Here is an 18,470-nt window from a genome sequence, read left to right as displayed (position 1 = left end):
TCATGGCTTATCAAGTTACCGTCATGCCCAGCGGCCGCCAGTTCGAAGCGGCCGCGGACGAAACCATCCTCAGCGCGGCCCTGCGCCACAGCATCGGCCTGCCCTACGGCTGCAAGAACGGCGCGTGCGGATCGTGCAAGGGCCGTGTCACCGCCGGCGGCATCGTCCAGGGCGATCATGCCGCATCCGCGCTTTCCGCGCAGGAGAAAACCGAGGGCCGCGCGCTGTTCTGCTGCGCCACGGCCACCTCGGACGTCACCATCGAATGCCGCGAGGTGCATGGCGCCGGCGATATTCCCATCAAGAAGATCCCGTGCCGCGTCGCCTCGATGGAGCGCGTGGCCGACGACGTCGTCGTCGCGCGCCTGCAGCTGCCCGCCACCGAGCGCATGCAGTACCTGGCCGGCCAGTACGTTGAATTCCTGCTGCGCGACGGCAAGCGCCGCAGCTACTCGATCGCCACGCCACCCCATCAGGAAGGCCCGATCGAGCTGCATATCCGCCATATGCCGGGCGGTACCTTCACCGACTACGTGTTCGGCGCGAAGGACGGCCAGCCGGCCATGAAGGAGCGCGACATCCTGCGTTTCGAAGGCCCGCTGGGCAGCTTCTTCCTGCGCGAGGATTCCGACAAGCCCATCATCCTGCTGGCCTCCGGCACCGGCTTCGCGCCGATCAAGGCCATCGTCGAGCATGCGGTCTACACCGGCATCACCCGCCCGATGACGCTGTACTGGGGCGGCCGCCGCCCGCGCGACCTCTATATGCACACGCTGTGCGAACAATGGGCGCGCGATCTGCCCAACTTCCGCTACGTGCCGGTGATCTCCGACGCGCAGGCCAGCGACGACTGGGACGGCCGCACGGGCTTCGTCCACGAAGCCGTGATGGAAGACCACCCGGACCTGTCCGGCTTCGAGGTCTACGCCTGCGGCGCGCCGGTGATGATCAATGCCGCGCGCAAGGACTTTTCCCTGCGCTGCGACCTGCACGAAGACGCCTTCTTCGCCGACTCGTTCACCTCGGAGGCCGATATGCACCCGGCCCCCGCGGCGGYGGCACCGGCGGCCTGAACGCCACCCGGTCCGTCCCCACGCTGCAACAATGCCCGGCCCGACCAAAATTCGTTTTGACAGCCGGGCGCATGCGCCTTATATTGGCCGCCATGAACTACGCTATCAATCGACGCAGCTACCGTACGTTGCTCCCCACCGGGGTGCCTCGCGGCTGACCGTCCATAGCATCTGTTCAGGTCGACAAGCCACGGGCAACCCCCGTGGCTTTTTGTTTTTCCGCTCTCCTCTTCCCTGTTTCACGCCGACCCCTGGAGTCCGCCATGGCATTTGCTGAGTACCCCGTCCAATCCCTGATGTACATCACCAACCGGCCCGAGCTCGTCTTTACCGAAGGCAAGGGCTCGTGGCTCACGGACCATAACGGCAAGCGATACCTGGACTTCGTGCAAGGCTGGGCGGTCAACTGCCTGGGGCACTCCAACCAGGGCATGATCGACGCGCTGGTGGCGCAGTCGCAAAAGCTGTTCAACCCGAGCCCGGCGTTCTACAACGAACCCATGCTCAAGCTGGCCAAGCAGCTCACCGACAGCAGCTGCTTCGACAAGGTCTTCTTCGCCAACAGCGGCGCCGAGGCCAACGAAGGCGCGATCAAGCTGGCGCGCAAATGGGGCCGCAAGCACAAGAACGGCGCGTTCGAGATCATCACCATGGACCACAGCTTCCACGGCCGCACGCTCGCCACCATGAGCGCGTCGGGCAAGGCCGGCTGGGACACCATCTTCGCGCCCCAGGTGCCGGGCTTCCCCAAGGCCGACCTGAACGACCTGGCATCGGTGGAAAAGCTGATCAACGACAAGACCGTGGCGATCATGCTGGAGCCGGTGCAGGGCGAAGGCGGCGTGATCCCCGCCTCGCGCGAATTCATGCAAGGCCTGCGCAAGCTGGCCGACAAGCACAAGCTGCTGTTCATCGTCGACGAAGTGCAGACCGGCTGCGGGCGCTGCGGCACGATGTTCGCCTATGAGCTGTCGGGCGTGGAACCGGACATCATGACGCTGGGCAAGGGCATCGGCGGCGGCGTGCCGCTGGCGGCGCTGCTGTGCAAGGCTGAAGTGGCCAGCTTCGAGGCCGGCGACCAGGGCGGCACCTACAACGGCAATCCGGTGATGACGGCGGTCGGCAGCGCCGTGATGACGCAATTGACCGCGCCCGGCTTCCTGCAAAGCGTGCAGGAAAAAGGGGCTTACCTGCGCGAGCAATTGCTGGCACTGTCGTCCGAGTTCGGCCTGGGCGGCGAACGCGGCGAAGGCCTGCTGCGCGCGCTGGTGCTCGACAAGGACATCGGCCCGCAGCTGGTGGAAGAAGCACGCGACATGCAGCCGGAAGGCCTGCTGCTGAACTCGCCGCGCCCCAACCTGCTGCGCTTCATGCCCGCGCTGAACGTGACCACGGAAGAGATCGACCTGATGATCGGCAAGCTGCGCACGCTGCTGAAGAAGCTGGCCTGAGTCTCATCTGCAGCCCGGCCCATCGCCGGGTCACACGTAAAGAAAAAGCCCCGCAAGCTGTTGCGGGGCTTTCTTTTTCAAACGTGAGTTAAACGGGCAGCATCACTCGCCCAGATACGCCGCGCGCACCTTCGGATCGTCCAGCATCTCCTTGGCGTCGCCGCTCATGGTGACCAGACCCGATTCCATCACATAGCCGCGGTGCGCGGCCTGCAGCGCCAGCCGCGCATTCTGCTCCACCAGCAGCACGGTCACGCCCAGCGCGGAGACGTCGCGCACCACCTCGAAGATCTTCGCGACCATGATCGGCGACAGCCCCATCGACGGCTCATCGAGCAGCAGCAGCTTGGGCTGGCTCATCAGCGCGCGCGCCATGGCCAGCATTTGCTGTTCGCCGCCCGACATGGTGCCCGCCAGCTGGTTGGCACGCTCTTTCAGGCGCGGGAAGACGCCGAACATGCGGTCGATGTCGGACTTGATGCCGGCCTCGTCATTGCGCGTATACGCGCCCATCTGGAGGTTCTCGGTGATGGTCATGCGCGCGAACACGCCGCGCCCTTCCGGCACCATCGCCAGCCCTTGCTTGAGCAGCGTGTAGCTGGGCACGCCCTTGATGGACTTGCCCATGTATTCCACGTCGCCGCCAGCCCAGCCCTGCAGCCCGGTGATGGCCTTCATGGTGGTGGTCTTCCCAGCGCCGTTGGCACCGATCAGCGTGACCAGCTCGCCTTCCCGGATCTCGAGGTCGATGCCCTTGACGGCCTGGATGCCGCCGTAAGCGACCTTCAGGCCGGATATCTTCAGTAGCGTTTGTTTCATTGTCTGTTTCCCCCGTCAGTGCGCCGGGGTACCGAGGTAAGCCTCGATCACCGCTGGATTGCTCTGAACTTCGTGCGGCAGGCCCTGCGCGATGACCTTGCCGTAGTCGAGCACGGTCAGGCGGTTGCACAAGCCCATCACCAGCTTTACGTCGTGCTCGATCAGCAGGATGGTCTTGCCGTCGGCGCGGATCTTGTCGAGCAAGCCACGCAGTTCCACCTTTTCGGTTGCGTTCATGCCGGCGGCGGGTTCATCCAGCGCCAGCAGCTTTGGCTCGGTGGCGAGCGCCCGCGCGATTTCCAGGCGGCGCTGATGGCCGTAGGAAAGGTTGCGCGAGGTGAAGTGGGCGTACTTGCCGATGCCGACATACTCCAGCAGGTCGTGCGCCCAGTCTTCCACCGACTCTTCTTCGCGCCGCACCGAGGGCGGACGGAATACCGCGCCGAGCAGGCCCGCCTTGGTGCGCACATGGCGCCCCACCATCACGTTTTCCAGCGCGGTCATCTCGCCGAACAGGCGGATGTTCTGGAAGGTGCGGGCAATGCCCGCCTTGGCGACTTCGTGTACGGCGGTGGGCTGGTAGGGCTTTCCGCCCAGCACGAACTCGCCGGAATCCGGCGTGTACAGGCCGGTGATCACGTTGAAGAAGGTGGTCTTGCCGGCCCCGTTGGGACCGATCAGGCCGTAGATTTCGCCCGGATTGATCTGCAGGCCCACATCGGACAGCGCCTGCAGGCCGCCGAATCGCTTGTTGACCCCCTGTACCGACAGGAGGAAATTCTCGTTGCTCATGATGTCCTCCGGGTCAGAAACGGCCAACGCTGCCCGGGCGGCGGATCACCGGCCGGTCTTCCTTGCGCGGCGACGGCCACAGGCCTGCCGGGCGATACAGCATCACGCCAACCAGGRCCAGCCCGAACAGCAACTGGCGCAGCACTTCGGCGTCGACGATGGTATGGCCGAAGAGCATGTTCTGCGCCGGCTCCGCCACGGCGCGCAGCAGTTCCTGGAAACCCACCAGCAAGATACCGCCGAGGATCACGCCGGGGATGTGGCCCATACCACCCAGCACCACGATGGCGAGGATGTAGATGGACTCCCACAGCACGAACGACTCAGGCGAGACAAAGCCCTGGAAGGCGCCGAACACCGCGCCCGAGGCACCACCAAACGACGCACCCATGGCAAAGGCCAGCAGCTTGATGTTGCGGGTGTTGATGCCCATCGCCTTGGCGGCGATCTCGTCTTCGCGGATGGCCACGAAGGCGCGGCCGATGCGCGAATTCTGCAGGCGCAGGCAGATGAACACGATGGCGATCACCAGCACCACCAGCAGGTAGTAGTACATGAACACCGGCGTGAACTTCAGCCCGAAGATCTCGTGCGACTTGGAGAAATCGAAGCCGAAGATGTGAACCGGGTCCACCGCCGTGATCCCCTTCGGGCCGTTGGTGATGTTGAGCGGACGGTCGAGGTTGTTCAGGAAGATGCGGATGATCTCGCCAAAGCCCAGGGTCACGATGGCGAGGTAGTCGCCGCGCAGCTTGAGCGTTGGCGCGCCAAGCAGCACGCCGAAGGTTGCCGCCACCAGCACGGCCAACGGCAGCACGAACCACATGGAAAGGTGCAGGCCATTCGGGAAAAGCTGGTGGATCCACTCAAACTGGTTGGCCAGGTGGGGCGAGCCCAGCAAGGCCATCATGTACGCCCCTACGGCGTAGAAAGCGATGTAGCCGAGGTCGAGCAGGCCGGCAAAGCCCACCACGATATTCAGGCCGAGCGCCAGCATGATGTAGATCAGCGCGAAATCAAGCACGCGCACCCAGTAGTTGCCGCCCAGCGTCTGCACGAGGAACGGCGCGCACAGGGCGATCACCAGGAAGGCCATCAGGGCGGCCATGGTCTTGGCCGGGGTCTTGGTTAGCGGCGCTGCCGGCGCCGCCGGGGATGGAATCGGGGTATTCATGGATTCTCTCTCCTCAGGCGCGTTCGGAAACCCGCTCGCCCATGATGCCGGACGGACGGAACACAAGGACGATGATCAGCACGATGAAGGCGAACACATCCTGGTAGTTCGAGCCAAATACGCCACCAGTGAGATCGCCGATATAGCCGGCGCCCAGCGCTTCGATCAGGCCCAGCAGCATGCCGCCGACCATGGCGCCCGCCAGGTTGCCGATGCCGCCCAGCACTGCGGCGGTGAACGCCTTCAGGCCCGGGATGAAGCCCATGTAGAAGTGCGCGTTGCCGTAGTTGGTCGCCATCATCACGCCGGCCAGCGCAGCCAGCGCGGCACCGATCATGAAGGTGGCCGAGATCACGAAGTTCGGGTTCACGCCCATCAGCCCCGCCACCTTCTGGTTCTCGGCGGTGGCGCGCATCGCGCGGCCGAGCTTGGTGCGGTTGACGAGAGTCAGCAGGCCCGCCATCACCATCAGCGCCATGCCGATGATGACGATTTCCTTGCCCGTGATGGTCGCGCCGGTGGCACCGATATCGATCGGCTCCGAGGGCAGCAGTTGCGGGAAGGTAAGGGGGTTACGCGACCAGATCATCATCGCCACGGTCTGCAGGATGATGGAAACGCCAATGGCGGTGATCAGCGGGGCCAGCCGTGGCGCGTTGCGCAACGGCCGGTAGGCCACCCGCTCGATGGTGTACGCCAGCACGGCGCAGACCGGCATGGCGATCAGCGTCGCGATCACCAGCGTGAGCCATTCGGGTAGCCCGGGGGCAAATTTCTGCAATCCCAGGATAGCTGTCAAAGCGGTCAGTGCGCCGATCATCAGGACGTCGCCGTGGGCGAAGTTGATGATCCCGAGAATGCCGTAGACCATGGTGTAGCCGAGTGCGATCAGCGCATAGATGCTGCCTAGCACCAGACCGTTCACGATCTGCTGGATAAGGATATCCATGAAAACTCCTTGCTTCCGTCCAATTTCCCTCGACATGGTGTGGATGCCGGGGGGACGTTGATATGTGGGTGGCTTGGTAGTGCGGTTGTTTGCTGGTAAGCGGCCTGCCTACTCCACCCATGGTAAGGATGCTGCATGTAAGGCAAGGCTAAAAAAACGGCACCGCAACATACTCGCGGTGCCGTTCGGATGGGCCGGTAAGCCCGGATTACATCTTCACGACGTCAAGGACGGTCTTCTTCTTGTCCTTGTACTCGTACAGCGTGATGGTGCCCTCCTTCATGTCGCCCTTTTCATCGAAGGCGATGGTGCCGATCAGGCCCTTGTAGTTCGTCTTGGGCATCTCGGCCAGGATGGCCGCCGGTTCGGTCGAGTTGGCGCGCTTCATGGCGTCGACGATGACCATCACGGCGTCATAGGTGAACGGTGCATAGATCTGCACCGGCGCATTGAAGCGAGCCTGGTAGCGCTTGTCGAAATCCGCTCCCTGCTCCATCTTCGACAGTGCCAGGCCAGCTTCCGAGCAGATGATGTTTTGCACGGCATCGCCGGCCAGCTCGGCCACCTTGTCGGTACATACGCCATCGCCGCCAACGATCTTGGAGGTGATGCCGAGTTCCTTGGCCTGCTTGGCGAACGGCCCGCCGGTGGCGTCCATGCCGCCGTACATGATCACATCAGGCTTCTTGCCCTTGATCTTGGTCAGAATGGCCTTGAAGTCGGTGGCCTTGTCGTTGGTGGCTTCACGCGCCACCACGTTCACGCCGGAAGCCTTGGCGGTCTTCTCGAATTCGTCGGCCAGGCCCTTGCCGTAGGCAGTGGCATCGTCAACGATGGCCACGCTCTTGGCGTGCAGGCTCTTGGTGGCGTAGTTGGCCAGCGCCGGACCCTGCTGGGCATCGGTGGCGACCACGCGGAAGGTCGTCTTGAACCCTTGCTTGGTGTAGTCGGGGTTGGTCGACGACGGCGAGATCTGCACGATGCCGGCATCGCTATAGATCTTGGAGGCCGGGATCGATACGCCCGAATTCAGGTGACCGACCACGGCCACGACCTTCGCGTCCACCAGCTTCTGCGCCACGGCGGTGCCGGTCTTCGGGTCGCCCGCATCGTCTTCGCCGACCAGTTCGAGCTTGACCTTCTTGCCGTTGACTTCCAGGCCGGCCTTGTTGACTTCTTCCACGGCCAGGCGAGCGCCGTTTTCGTTGTCCTTGCCAAGGTGAGCGATACCGCCGGTGAGCGGTGCCGCGTGGCCGATCTTGACTACAACTTCGCCGCCACCCGCTGCGGGCGCAGCCGCGGCAGGCGCCGACGCTGCCGGCTCGGCCGGCTTTTCTTCTTTCTTGCCGCAAGCAGTAACCAGCGCCACTGCGGCTGCGATCGGCAGAATCTTGGCAAACGTGATTTGCATGAGTGATCTCCTAGGATTCACATGATCAGGGTAAACCAACGCCCCCCGGACGTTTCCCCTGAACCGCCATAGTTTAGTTTCAATTTGAAACGCGCGAATTGTATTCCCTTTTTATACGGATGCAATATGCGACGCAACAACCTGAAGGATTAACCCACCAAATGAGCTAGGGAATTTCCCCAATGCACAAATTGGGGCAATTCCCGCCTACATGGAGGCTAGCCGTTGACACTAACAAGATTCGTGCCTACCGCAGGCCAGAGGCCGCATTTGCAGCGTTTGCATCACTCATTCAGGCGCCGTATTAAATAGGTGTTTCATTTAATATGGCCCACCTCATTCATATACAACGAGCGAGCACGCCGGCACCATAATAGGGAAATCCCCAATTACAGGGATTTCCCTTGGTTGTCTTTTAGTGCAGACAGGTACAAGGGCCGCGGCGGCAAGTATGCGCATTATCCAAGGAATACCGGGCTATATATCGATGCGATATATTGGTGCAACCGTGGCAATGGAGTGGTGCGAAGCAGGCCGCAACCAGTTGCACCAGCCTGGACTGGATTGCGACGGGCATGCCTGCGCGCGTGGACGGGCGTGGACGGGAAAGTGGGAAGCAAGACGAGCGCCAGCCGCAGCGGGCGCGCTGCGGCCCCGGCCAGGGGCCGGCACGGGGATGATGCACCAATCTGGAAAGGAGGGTCTGCGCCAGCCGGTGCCGGCAGCGCCATGAGACAGCCGCCGGCCGCTACGGAATCAGCAGCGAATCAGGCGGGAGTGACTTGCTGCAGGCCCCGCGGCAGGGGGAACGACATCTTCTCTTCGATGCCATCCAGCGCACGCACGTTGCGCACTCCCAGCAGGTGCAGGCGCTCGACGATGGACTGCGCCAGCGCCTCCGGTGCGGACGCGCCGGCTGTCAGCCCGATGCGGCGCTTGCCCGCGACCCACTCCGCACGCAGCTGATCCGGCGAATCGATCATGTAGGCCGGCACACCGAGGCGTTCGGCGAGCTCGCGCAAGCGGTTGGAGTTCGAACTGTTGGGACTGCCCACCACGATCACCACCTCCACCTGCGGCGCCATGAACTTGACGGCATCCTGGCGGTTCTGGGTGGCGTAGCAGATGTCCTGCTTCTTGGGTTCGCGGATCAGCGGGAAGCGCGCCTTGAGCGCAGCGACGATCTCCAGCGTCTCGTCGACCGAGAGCGTGGTCTGGGTCACGAAGGCGAGCCGCCCGGGGTCGGCCACCTGCAGCTTCGCCACATCTTCGGCGGACTCGACCAGCAGCATGCCGCCTTCGGCCTGCCCCATGGTGCCCTCGACTTCGGGATGGCCCTTGTGGCCGATCATGATGATCTCGCAGCCCTCGGCGCGCATCTTGCCGACTTCCACATGCACCTTGGTCACCAGCGGACAGGTGGCATCGAAGACGTTGAGGCCGCGCACCGTGGCGTCGGCACGCACTTCCTTTGATACGCCATGCGCACTGAAGATCACTGTGGAGCCCGGGGGCACCTCCTCCAGTTCCTGCACGAAGACAGCGCCCTTGCGGCGCAGGTCTTCCACCACGTAGGCGTTGTGCACAATTTCGTGGCGCACATAGATAGGCGCGCCGTAGCGTTCAAGGGCGCGCTCGACGATCTCGATGGCACGATCCACACCGGCGCAGAAGCCGCGCGGCTGCGCCATCAGGATCTCGGCATCGGTGGCTGTGGTGAGCTCAGACATGCAAGGATTCGATTCAAGGATGCCGGCGGTTGCCGGCCGGTGGTGCTTAGAGAATGCCGATCAGCTGGACATCGAACAGGATGGTCTGCCCGGCCAGCGGGTGGTTGAAATCGAACAGCGCCGACGTCGCCCCGATCTCCTTGAGCACACCGGCGTACTTTCCGCCTCCCGGCGCGTTGAACTCCACCAGGTCGCCCGGGGCGTAGTCTTCTTCGAACGAGCTGTTCTCGCGCAGCGTCGCCAGCGAAACCCGTTGCAGCAGCTCAGGGTTGCGCGGACCGAAGGCATGCTCCGCCGCCAGCCGGTAAGTCATGCGCTCGCCCTCCGGCATGCCCAGCAGGGCCTGCTCCAGGGTGGGCGCGAACTGGCCTTGCCCCAGCAGCAACGTGGCGGGCTTCTCGTCAAAGGTACTGATGATCTCAGTGCCATTCTCGAGGGAGATGCTGTAGTGAAGGGTCAGGAAGGAATCCGCCTGCACGGTCTTCCGACCGTCCGCGGCGCCGTCCTTCGGACCGGAAGCAATAGTTTGCAAATTCATGAGTGCTCAACCTGTCGACAACCCGTATTGTAAGCGACTCGACCGAGCGCCGCCTTGTCCGCGGTGCCATTGTTCCGGGGGGATCGTGTCATGCGTATTACCGACTGGCCCAGCAACGAGCGGCCACGCGAGAAGCTTCTCTGTAGCGGCGCCGCAGCACTCTCGGATGCCGAGCTGCTCGCCGTATTCCTGCGCGTGGGCGTCGCCGGAAAAAGTGCAGTGGACCTGGCATGCGAGCTTCTTAACCATTTCGGCTCGCTGAGCAGCCTGCTTTCCGCCAGCGCCGGGCAACTGGCCAGCATCAAGGGCATCGGCAGCGCCAAGTACGCGCAACTGCAGGCGGCGCAGGAACTCACCCGGCGCACGCTGGCTGAGCAACTGCAGTTGCCGGGCGCGCTGAACTCACCCACGGCTGTGCGCAACTACCTGCGCCTGACGCTGGCGAGGCTTCCCCATGAAGTCTTTCACTGCCTCTTTCTCGACGCGCGCAACGGGCTCCTGGCCAGCGAAGAACTATTTCGCGGCACCCTGACCCAGACCAGCGTCTACCCGCGCGAGGTAGCGCGAAAGGCACTTTCACACAACGCCGCGGCTGTGATCGTCGCCCACAACCACCCGTCGGGCAACGCCACGCCCAGCCCGGCCGATCTAGCCATGACCCGCGCGCTGTGCCGCTCCCTCGCCTTGATCGACGTACAGGTACTCGACCATTTCGTCGTGGCGGGCAGCAGCATTCACTCCTTCTCCGAGCACGGCCAGTTGTGACGCGACATGTGACGCCAACCGCATGAATGCACACCCCTGCACGGTAAACGACGGAAGGCATTGATTCATCATCGCTTTCCGGTCTATAATGCTCGTTTGCTGAAGTCTCAACCGCTGCAGTCCGGGCCAGCGCGCCTTTTGTTGATCTGTTGCGAACATTGTCCACGTAGAAGAGTTAGGAGTGCTTCATGGCACGCGTCTGTCAAGTGACCGGGAAAGCGCCGATGGTCGGCAACAACGTTTCCCACGCAAACAACAAGACCAAGCGCCGTTTTCTGCCCAACCTGCAGAATCGTCGTTTCTTTGTTGAATCGGAAAACCGCTGGGTGAGCCTGCGCGTCTCGAACGCCGGCCTGCGCCTGATCGACAAGAAAGGCATCGACTCCGTGCTCGTAGATCTGCGCGCACGCGGCGAAGTCTAATTAGGAGCACATCATGGCCAGCAAAGGCGGACGCGATAAAATCAAGTTGGAGTCGACTGCAGGTACGGGTCACTTCTACACGACCACCAAGAACAAGCGCACGATGCCGGAAAAGATGGAGATCATGAAGTTCGATCCCGTCGCCCGCAAGCACGTGTCGTACAAGGAAACCAAGATCAAGTAATTGATCCTGTCTTCCACATGCCGATCGCGCGGCATGTTAGTAGAAACCCCGCTCAGGCGGGGTTTTTGCTTTTTACGCGGCGCAAAAGCCGCATCACTGGCGCGACTCCGCAGCACTGCCCACGCAAGCGCGCCGCCGGTGTACACTTTCCAGCTTTCCTGCCTCCCGACCGCGCCACGCGCGCGTCTCTCGCATCATGAACTTCGATGTCGCCATTGTCGGCAGCGGACTGGCCGGTCTGACGGTCGCGCTGCAACTGGCCGACACCCATCGGGTTGTCATCATCTGCAAACGCGCCATGACGACGGGCGCCAGCGACTGGGCACAGGGCGGCATCGCCGCGGTGCTGGACTCGGGCGACAGCCATGACGAGCACCATCAGGACACCCTGGTGGCAGGCGCGGGCCTGTGCGATGACAGCGCAACGCGTTATATCGTCGAGCACGGGCGCGAAGCCATCCAGTGGCTGATCGACCGCGGCGTGCCGTTCACGCGCGACGACCAGGCCGAACTGGGCTACCACCTGACGCGGGAAGGCGGACACAGTCGGCGGCGCATCATCCACGCCGCGGACGCGACCGGCCACGCCGTCGTGTCCACCCTCACCGAGCAGGCACGCCAGCACCCCAACATCACGATCATCGAAGACCACTTCGCGRTGGACCTGATCACCTCGCGCAAGCTCGGCTTGCCGGGCAACCGCTGCTATGGCCTTTACGTGCTGGATGACGCCAGCGGCGAAGTGCAGACCATCACCGCTACGCACACCGTGCTGGCCACGGGTGGCGCGGGCAAGGTCTACCTCTACACCACCAATCCCGACACGGCCACCGGCGACGGCATCGCCATGGCCTGGCGGGCGGGTTGCCGTGTATCGAACATGGAATTCATCCAGTTCCACCCGACCTGCCTGTACCACCCGTACGCCAAGTCCTTCCTGATTTCGGAGGCAGTGCGCGGCGAAGGTGGCCTGCTCAAGCTGCCCGATGGCACGCGCTTCATGCCCGAGCACGACGAGCGCGCCGAGTTGGCTCCGCGCGACGTGGTGGCGCGCGCGATCGACTTCGAAATGAAGAAGCGCGGGCTGGACTACGTGCACCTCGACATCAGCCACCAGCCCGAATCCTTCCTGCGCGAGCACTTCCCGACCATCCATGCACGTTGCCTGGAGCTGGGCATCGACATTGCGCGCGAACCGATCCCGGTGGTGCCGGCTGCGCACTACACCTGTGGCGGCGTGGTGACCGACACGGCGGGCCGCACCGACCTGGCCAATCTCTACGCCGTTGGCGAAACCGGTTGCACCGGATTGCACGGCGCCAACCGCCTAGCCTCCAACTCACTGCTCGAGTGCATGGTGATCGGGCGCGCGGCGGCACTCGACATTGCCGGCCAGGACAAGGCTGGTCAGCCGGACATCACCCTGCCCGGCTGGGATGAAAGCCGGGTGGCGGATGCCGACGAGGAAGTGGTTGTATCGCACAACTGGGACGAGCTGCGCCGCATGATGTGGAATTACGTCGGCATCGTGCGCACCAGCAAGCGGCTTGAGCGCGCGCAACACCGTATCAGCCTGCTGCGCGAGGAAATAGCCGAATACTATGCCAACTTCCGCGTGACGCGCGACCTGCTGGAATTGCGCAACCTGGTGGAAGTCGCCTCATTGATCGTCGATAGCGCCTATTCGCGCCACGAAAGCCGCGGTTTGCACTTTAGCCGCGACTATCCGGAGACCTTGCCAAAAGCGCTGCCGACCGTGATGCAGCCGTTGTTCAAGCGCGAGCGGGCGAAGTAGCGTTCCTCGCTTTCCATCACGCAAAGAAAAAGCGCGCCTCGCAGCGCGCTTTTTCTTTCCGGACAGCCAATTTACCGATGTGCTTCAAACGCCAGATTACTCGATGATGCGCAACGAATAGTCCGTGGCGCGCACATCCTTGGTCAGCGCACCCACCGAGATCCGGTCGACACCGGTCTCGGCAAAGGCGCGAATGGTATCCGCATTGACGCCACCCGAGACTTCCAGCAACGCGCGCCCAGCATTGATACGCACGGCATCGCACATCATCGCCTCGGTAAAATTGTCGATCAGGATCGATTTCGCATCGGCCGCCAACGCCTCCTCCAGCTCCGCCAGGCTTTCCACCTCCACCTGCACCGACACGCCCGCATCGAGTGCGGCTGCTGCCCGCATGGCCGCGGTAATGCTGCCTGCCGCGGCGATGTGGTTCTCCTTGATCAGGATGCCATCGTACAGCGCCAGACGCTGGTTATCACCGCCACCGACCTTGACCGCGTACTTCTGTGCCAGGCGCAGGCCCGGCAAGGTCTTGCGGGTATCCAGCACGCGCGCGCGCGTCCCCTCGACCAGATCGGCATAACGGCGCGTAGCGGTAGCCACGCCGGACAGCAACTGCAGGAAGTTCAGCGCTGGCCGCTCCGCGGTCAGCAGCGAGCGGGCCGGTCCCGTGATCTCGCACACCACCGAGTCCGGTGCCATGCGGGCGCCTTCGGCTTGCTGCCAGCGAACCTGCAGCGCGGGATCCACCGCGCGCATGCAGGCCTCGAACCACGGCTGACCGCATAGCACGGCTTGCTCGCGCACGATCACGCGAGCCCGTGCGGACTTGGCTGCGGGCACCAGCAAACCGGTCAGGTCGCCGCTGCCGACATCCTCGGCGATGGCCGCGCGTACATTGGCTTTCAGGGCCTCGGCCAGCGCCGCGCCGTAGCTGTCGAAAACTGGATTGACGTTTGCGTTCACGTTTGCATTACTGCTCATGCCGGACCGATTCCCTTGAACAAAGCCTGCTCGCTGGCCAAATCGGCCTTGGGCCGCACATTGGCCTTCTGCCGCGCGGCGAAATCGAGCATGCGGTCGATGCAGATCACAGCCTGGCGGCCGATGGCGGCATCGACATGAATTTCGTTATGGCCGCGCTCAAGCACCTCAGCCAGGTTGGTCAGTGCATTCATCGCCATCCACGGGCAGTGCGCGCAACTCTTGCAGGTCGCACTGTTCCCGGCGGTGGGCGCCTCGATGAAATGCTTGTCGGGTGCGGCCAGCCGCATCTTGTGCAGGATGCCGTTATCGGTCGCAACGATGAATTCGCGGGCATCCAGCTCCTGGACCGCCGCGATCAGCTGCGAGGTCGAGCCAACCACATCGGCCTGCTCCACCACATTGGCCGGCGACTCCGGATGCACGAGGATCTTGGCCTTGGGGAACTCGCGGCGCAGCAGATCCAGCTCGATACCCTTGAACTCGTCGTGCACCAGGCAGGAGCCCTGCCACAACAACATGTCCGCGCCGGTCTGCTTCTGGATATAGCCGCCCAGGTGCTTGTCCGGTGCCCACAGAATCTTCTCGCCGCGTGCGTGCAGGTGCTCGACGATCTTCAGGCCGATGCTGGAGGTCACCATCCAGTCCGCGCGTGCCTTCACGGCCGCGCTGGTATTGGCGTAGACCACCACCGTACGGTCGGGATGCGCATCGCAGAACGCGGCGAACTCGTCGGCCGGGCAACCCAGGTCGAGCGAGCACGTCGCGTCAAGGTCGGGCATCAGGATGGTCTTTTCCGGACTGAGGATCTTGGCGGTCTCGCCCATGAAGCGAACGCCAGCCACCACCAGCGTCTTGGCCGGGTGGTCGCGGCCGAAGCGCGCCATTTCCAGCGAATCCGACACGCAGCCGCCGGTTTCTTCCGCCAGGTCCTGCAGGTCCGAATCGACGTAATAGTGCGCTACCAGCACCGCATTGCGCTGCTTGAGCAAATCCTTGATGCGCGCCTTCAGCGCCGTGCGCTCCTGTGCCGACAGCACCGGGGGCACCTTGGCCCAGGCATGGGCGACGCAGCTGCCGCCATCAGGGGACTCCGTCGACAGGTTCGGTTTCTCGAACTCGACGGTCTTGATCGTTTGGGGGGTCATCTCCGATACTCCTCTGGGGCCGCGCGCCTGGATTTCGCAGCCAGCCCTTACATTGGGGGAGTTTAGCGAAAACAAAAGCCCCGCCAGGGGCGGGGCTTTCGGGCGAGCTAAATTGTATCAGGCCACGCCGGGTCAGGCATCAAGCCTCATCAGGCATAGCGGCGCAGGCGCAGCGAGAAATCGTGCAGCGCCTCGATGCCGCTGGCCTCGGCGCGATGGCACCAGGCCTGCAACTGCTGCAGCAGCTGTTCGCGCGTCAAGTTGGAGCGGCCCCAGATCGCGGCCAGTTCGCGGCGCATTTCCACAAAAGTATGCAGCGACTTGTTCTGCTCGACGATGCTGGCCAGTTGCTGGCGTTGCGGATCGGCCAGCTTGGTTTCCTCGCGGTGGAACCACTTGCGGGCGGGCTTGAAGCTGCTGTACTCGGCCACGCGGGCTTCCTTCAGCTTTTCCAGTTCCTGCTTGTAGGCGCTCTTGACCGCCTTGGCATAGCGGGCCATCACGTCATAGCGATTGGCGATGATGGCTTCCAGCGTGTTGTGGTCGACCGGGCGAGCCTCCACCAGGCGTGCCTTCGGCGGGGTCTTCTTGACCCTGGCCAGGCCAACGGCCTGCATGGCGCGGATATAGCCCCAGCCGATATCGAACTCGTACCACTTGATCGAGAACTTCGCCGACGTCGGGTAGGTGTGGTGGTTGTTATGCAGCTCTTCGCCGCCGATGATGATGCCCCACGGCGAAACATTGGTCGAAGCGTCCTCGCAATCGTAATTGCGATAACCCCACCAGTGGCCCAGGCCATTGATGATGCCGGCGGCGTGGATCGGGATCCACAACATCTGCACCGCCCACACGGTCATGCCGATCACGCCGAACAAGGCGAGGTCGATGATCAGCATCAGGCCAACGCCCTGCCAGCCGAAGCGCGAGTAGACATTGCGCTCGACCCAGTCGTCAGGCGTGCCGTGACCGAACTTGGTGATGGTTTCCTTGTTCTTGGACTCGGCGCGATACAGCTCCGCGCCTTCCAGCAGCACCTTGCGGATGCCGCGAGTCTGCGGGCTGTGGGGATCGTCTTCGGTCTCGCACTTGGCGTGGTGCTTGCGGTGGATGGCGGTCCACTCCTTGGTGACCATGCCGGTGGTCAGCCACAGCCAGCCACGGAAGAAATGCGAAACGATAGGGTGCAGGTCCAGCGACCGGTGCGCCATGCAGCGGTGCAGGTATATCGTGACGCCCGCGATGGTGATGTGAGTCACCACCAGCGTGTAGATCACGATTTCCCACCAGGACCAGTTGGCGAGGCCGTTGGCGGCCCAGTCAAGAATAGTGTCGAACAAACTGTTCTCCGTCGATTAAACAGGGGGATTCAGTGCGGCACGACATGGCGGGCCACAAACAATGTGCAGAAAAAGGACTGCAAATTCAATGATTGCGTCATATGGCGCCTGCCTGAAACCCCGGCAATCGCCGGAGCCCCCAGGCATGCGCGTCTGGCGCCTTGGGCAACTGCTGCCTGCCGGCGGGACTGGACACGAGCCGCTGCAATCTGGCGGCTGTCTGGTGGGGGCGGGAGGTCGATAAACTCACCCGGACAAAATCCGATTCCGGACGAACCCGCAACTACCTCGGATTCTACCGCACCCGGATCGAGCGGACATCCGCTTTTACCCCGATTTTGACGTTAAGCAACACGGATCGTTCCACAAGGTGGCTCCAGCGCCGCGCGAAAAGTCAGGATTTGCTGCCCGCGGTGCCATCCAGCGGCGCAAGTAGCGCCTCATGATCCACGTCATCAGTCTCACCCCGTCCACCGGCGTCCGCCCTGCCCAGCACCCGCACTTCCCGCTGTGGATACGGGATCGAGATGCCATGCTCCCGGAATTTCCTCCATATGGCCCGGTTCAGTGCCGATTGCACGCCGAGCTTCCCGTTCTGGGGATCGGCGATGTAGCCAGCAAGCTCGTATTCGATGCCATTGTCTCCGAACAGCACCAGAAAAGCCGACGGCGCCGGCTCAACCAATAAACGCGGGATGTCTTGGGCCGCCTCGACCAGCAAAGCCAGCACCTTTTCGGGATCGGCCGCGTAATCGGCCTGCACACGCGTTGCAACACGCACATTGGTATTGGAGAACGAGTGGTTCTGCACGGCCTGCGCGACCAGTTGCTCGTTGGGCACCAGGGTTTCGCCATCACCATTGCGGACCACCGTGTAGCGCGTGCGAATCTGCGAGACGATGCCGGTGTACTTGTCCACGGTGATCTGGTCGCCCAGCTTGACCGAGTGGTCAAGCAGGATGATGAAGCCCGAAATATAGTTGCTGGCGATTTTTTGCAAGCCCAGGCCCAGACCCACACCCAGCGCGCCCCCAAATACGGACAGCACCGTGAGATCGATGCCTACCAGCGACAAGCTCAGCAAGAGCGAGACCAGCAGCAGCAATGCCTTGGAAAGCCTGGTCAAAACCACTTTCAGGTTGCTGTCCAGGCCGCTCGAGCGCATCAGGCGCTCTTCCAGCCACGAACCAAACCACATGGCCACCAGCACGGTGAGCAAGATCCATACGGCTGCCACCAGGGTGTCGGCGAGGTTGATCTTCTGCTTTCCGCCCAGCGAAAAGCGTACGGATTCCATCCAGTTCACTACATCAGACAGCAATCCCAGCACATATAGCGCCATTGCCACCCAAACCAGCGTCGTCAGTACCTTCTCCACCAGCAGCAGCATGCCGTGCAGCTGGCCACTGCCGGAGAGCACGCGGCGCAGTATATAGAAGGCGAAATAGAGGAACGTGATGCCAAAGAGCGGCACCAGCGCCAGACGCAGCACGCTGGTCGACATGACCAGTTCCAGCCCGTAGCGCGCGCCCATCACCAGCAGCCAGCCAAACAGTGGGAACATGGCGCGTTCCAGGCTGGCTGCGGCAAAGCGCAGCGCGAAGCTGGATCCGGCGTAGCCGGCTTCGACTCGCTTGACGACCAGCCTTGCCAGCGGCCATGCCAACGCGAGGCAGGCGGCGAGTACCACCAGTTGCCAGATAAAACCGGGGCCGCCCGCATCGCGGATCAGGTCATTGAGCATCTTGCCAAATGCCGGATGCGAGGCGTTGAGTTCGTTCAAGGGATTGGGATTCATGCTCTGGAATAACTGGGCGGCGCGCGCCGGGCGACAATCGAACGGCCCCGGCAAACACCCGATAACGGACCGCAAGAGCACAATGAGCAAGGCAACG

17 protein-coding genes are annotated in these 18,470 nt (G+C 63.0%); 6 read left to right on the top strand and 11 right to left on the bottom strand.

Annotation, left to right across the window (positions count from 1 at the left end; translation table 11 throughout):
• The first annotated feature begins 2 nt into the window (after positions 1 to 2).
• On the top strand, positions 3 to 1,073 hold the full coding sequence (locus tag AC1DT6_RS12120) for a CDP-6-deoxy-delta-3,4-glucoseen reductase (RefSeq protein ID WP_477114707.1): 1,071 nt from the start codon (positions 3 to 5) through the stop codon (positions 1,071 to 1,073).
• Positions 1,074 to 1,336: 263 nt separating this feature from the next.
• Positions 1,337 to 2,524, top strand: a complete 1,188-nt coding sequence (locus AC1DT6_RS12115; RefSeq protein WP_045237649.1) for an acetylornithine transaminase — start codon at positions 1,337 to 1,339, stop codon at positions 2,522 to 2,524.
• Positions 2,525 to 2,626: 102 nt separating this feature from the next.
• On the opposite strand, the gene AC1DT6_RS12110 is transcribed toward AC1DT6_RS12115, so the two are convergent.
• The 7 genes from AC1DT6_RS12110 to AC1DT6_RS12080 form a co-directional block, all read right to left on the bottom strand.
• Positions 2,627 to 3,343 carry an ABC transporter ATP-binding protein gene (locus AC1DT6_RS12110; RefSeq protein WP_441626391.1) on the bottom strand — a complete coding sequence of 239 codons (717 nt, stop codon included), beginning with the start codon at positions 3,341 to 3,343 and terminating at the stop codon, positions 2,627 to 2,629.
• 15 nt (positions 3,344 to 3,358) lie between these two features.
• Entirely contained in the window at positions 3,359 to 4,135 is a 777-nt protein-coding gene (locus AC1DT6_RS12105; RefSeq protein WP_045237647.1) for an ABC transporter ATP-binding protein, read from the bottom strand.
• A 13-nt stretch (positions 4,136 to 4,148) separates the two neighbouring features.
• Positions 4,149 to 5,309: an ABC transporter permease subunit gene (locus tag AC1DT6_RS12100; RefSeq protein WP_477114706.1), complete on the bottom strand. Its 1,161-nt coding sequence runs from the start codon at positions 5,307 to 5,309 to the stop codon at positions 4,149 to 4,151.
• Between the two features lie 13 nt (positions 5,310 to 5,322).
• Complete coding sequence (locus tag AC1DT6_RS12095; protein ID WP_276287479.1) at positions 5,323 to 6,258, bottom strand: branched-chain amino acid ABC transporter permease; 936 nt, start codon at positions 6,256 to 6,258, stop codon at positions 5,323 to 5,325.
• 208 nt (positions 6,259 to 6,466) lie between these two features.
• Complete coding sequence (locus AC1DT6_RS12090) at positions 6,467 to 7,669, bottom strand: branched-chain amino acid ABC transporter substrate-binding protein (RefSeq protein ID WP_035867344.1); 1,203 nt, start codon at positions 7,667 to 7,669, stop codon at positions 6,467 to 6,469.
• 767 nt (positions 7,670 to 8,436) lie between these two features.
• Entirely contained in the window at positions 8,437 to 9,399 is a 963-nt protein-coding gene (gene ispH / locus AC1DT6_RS12085; protein ID WP_441626386.1) for a 4-hydroxy-3-methylbut-2-enyl diphosphate reductase, read from the bottom strand.
• Positions 9,400 to 9,445: 46 nt separating this feature from the next.
• Positions 9,446 to 9,937, bottom strand: a complete 492-nt coding sequence (locus AC1DT6_RS12080) for an FKBP-type peptidyl-prolyl cis-trans isomerase (protein WP_441626384.1) — start codon at positions 9,935 to 9,937, stop codon at positions 9,446 to 9,448.
• Between the two features lie 90 nt (positions 9,938 to 10,027).
• Between AC1DT6_RS12080 and radC the strand changes: the two genes are divergently transcribed.
• From radC to nadB, 4 genes are all read left to right on the top strand, one after another.
• Complete coding sequence (gene radC / locus AC1DT6_RS12075; RefSeq protein WP_441626382.1) at positions 10,028 to 10,702, top strand: RadC family protein; 675 nt, start codon at positions 10,028 to 10,030, stop codon at positions 10,700 to 10,702.
• A gap of 188 nt (positions 10,703 to 10,890) precedes the next feature.
• The gene (rpmB, locus tag AC1DT6_RS12070; protein WP_035867349.1) at positions 10,891 to 11,124 is read left to right on the top strand and encodes a 50S ribosomal protein L28; all 234 of its coding nucleotides are present in this window, start codon (positions 10,891 to 10,893) and stop codon (positions 11,122 to 11,124) included.
• Between the two features lie 13 nt (positions 11,125 to 11,137).
• On the top strand, positions 11,138 to 11,308 hold the full coding sequence (rpmG, locus tag AC1DT6_RS12065; protein WP_006157508.1) for a 50S ribosomal protein L33: 171 nt from the start codon (positions 11,138 to 11,140) through the stop codon (positions 11,306 to 11,308).
• A gap of 196 nt (positions 11,309 to 11,504) precedes the next feature.
• Positions 11,505 to 13,103, top strand: a complete 1,599-nt coding sequence (gene nadB / locus AC1DT6_RS12060) for an L-aspartate oxidase (RefSeq protein WP_477114705.1) — start codon at positions 11,505 to 11,507, stop codon at positions 13,101 to 13,103.
• Between the two features lie 96 nt (positions 13,104 to 13,199).
• Here the strand turns inward: nadB and nadC are convergent, their stop codons facing one another.
• The 4 genes from nadC to AC1DT6_RS12040 form a co-directional block, all read right to left on the bottom strand.
• Complete coding sequence (gene nadC, locus AC1DT6_RS12055) at positions 13,200 to 14,087, bottom strand: carboxylating nicotinate-nucleotide diphosphorylase (protein ID WP_441626378.1); 888 nt, start codon at positions 14,085 to 14,087, stop codon at positions 13,200 to 13,202.
• A complete protein-coding gene (nadA, locus tag AC1DT6_RS12050) occupies positions 14,084 to 15,235 on the bottom strand; it encodes a quinolinate synthase NadA (protein ID WP_441626376.1) in 1,152 nt (383 codons plus the stop codon). Before nadA ends, nadC begins: the two co-directional genes overlap by 4 nt.
• A 149-nt stretch (positions 15,236 to 15,384) precedes the next feature.
• Positions 15,385 to 16,575: a DesA family fatty acid desaturase gene (locus AC1DT6_RS12045; protein WP_441626374.1), complete on the bottom strand. Its 1,191-nt coding sequence runs from the start codon at positions 16,573 to 16,575 to the stop codon at positions 15,385 to 15,387.
• A gap of 394 nt (positions 16,576 to 16,969) precedes the next feature.
• A complete protein-coding gene (locus AC1DT6_RS12040) occupies positions 16,970 to 18,373 on the bottom strand; it encodes a mechanosensitive ion channel family protein (protein ID WP_441626372.1) in 1,404 nt (467 codons plus the stop codon).
• Positions 18,374 to 18,470: the final 97 nt, after the last annotated feature.

This window comes from Cupriavidus sp. 01L45, assembly GCF_056399885.1.
This window is presented reverse-complemented; position numbering and strand designations above follow the sequence as displayed.

What these genes read in the sequence shown, in the direction of transcription:
- AC1DT6_RS12115 (WP_045237649.1), top strand. Translation starts at nt 1,337, where the DNA reads ATGGCATTTGCTGAGTACCCCGTCCAATCCCTGATGTACATCACCAAC.
- AC1DT6_RS12110 (WP_441626391.1), bottom strand. Translation starts at nt 3,343, where the DNA reads ATGAAACAAACGCTACTGAAGATATCCGGCCTGAAGGTCGCTTACGGC.
- AC1DT6_RS12105 (WP_045237647.1), bottom strand. Translation starts at nt 4,135, where the DNA reads ATGAGCAACGAGAATTTCCTCCTGTCGGTACAGGGGGTCAACAAGCGA.
- AC1DT6_RS12095 (WP_276287479.1), bottom strand. Translation starts at nt 6,258, where the DNA reads ATGGATATCCTTATCCAGCAGATCGTGAACGGTCTGGTGCTAGGCAGC.
- AC1DT6_RS12090 (WP_035867344.1), bottom strand. Translation starts at nt 7,669, where the DNA reads ATGCAAATCACGTTTGCCAAGATTCTGCCGATCGCAGCCGCAGTGGCG.
- ispH (WP_441626386.1), bottom strand. Translation starts at nt 9,399, where the DNA reads ATGTCTGAGCTCACCACAGCCACCGATGCCGAGATCCTGATGGCGCAG.
- AC1DT6_RS12080 (WP_441626384.1), bottom strand. Translation starts at nt 9,937, where the DNA reads ATGAATTTGCAAACTATTGCTTCCGGTCCGAAGGACGGCGCCGCGGAC.
- radC (WP_441626382.1), top strand. Translation starts at nt 10,028, where the DNA reads ATGCGTATTACCGACTGGCCCAGCAACGAGCGGCCACGCGAGAAGCTT.
- rpmB (WP_035867349.1), top strand. Translation starts at nt 10,891, where the DNA reads ATGGCACGCGTCTGTCAAGTGACCGGGAAAGCGCCGATGGTCGGCAAC.
- rpmG (WP_006157508.1), top strand. Translation starts at nt 11,138, where the DNA reads ATGGCCAGCAAAGGCGGACGCGATAAAATCAAGTTGGAGTCGACTGCA.
- nadC (WP_441626378.1), bottom strand. Translation starts at nt 14,087, where the DNA reads ATGAGCAGTAATGCAAACGTGAACGCAAACGTCAATCCAGTTTTCGAC.
- nadA (WP_441626376.1), bottom strand. Translation starts at nt 15,235, where the DNA reads ATGACCCCCCAAACGATCAAGACCGTCGAGTTCGAGAAACCGAACCTG.
- AC1DT6_RS12040 (WP_441626372.1), bottom strand. Translation starts at nt 18,373, where the DNA reads ATGAATCCCAATCCCTTGAACGAACTCAACGCCTCGCATCCGGCATTT.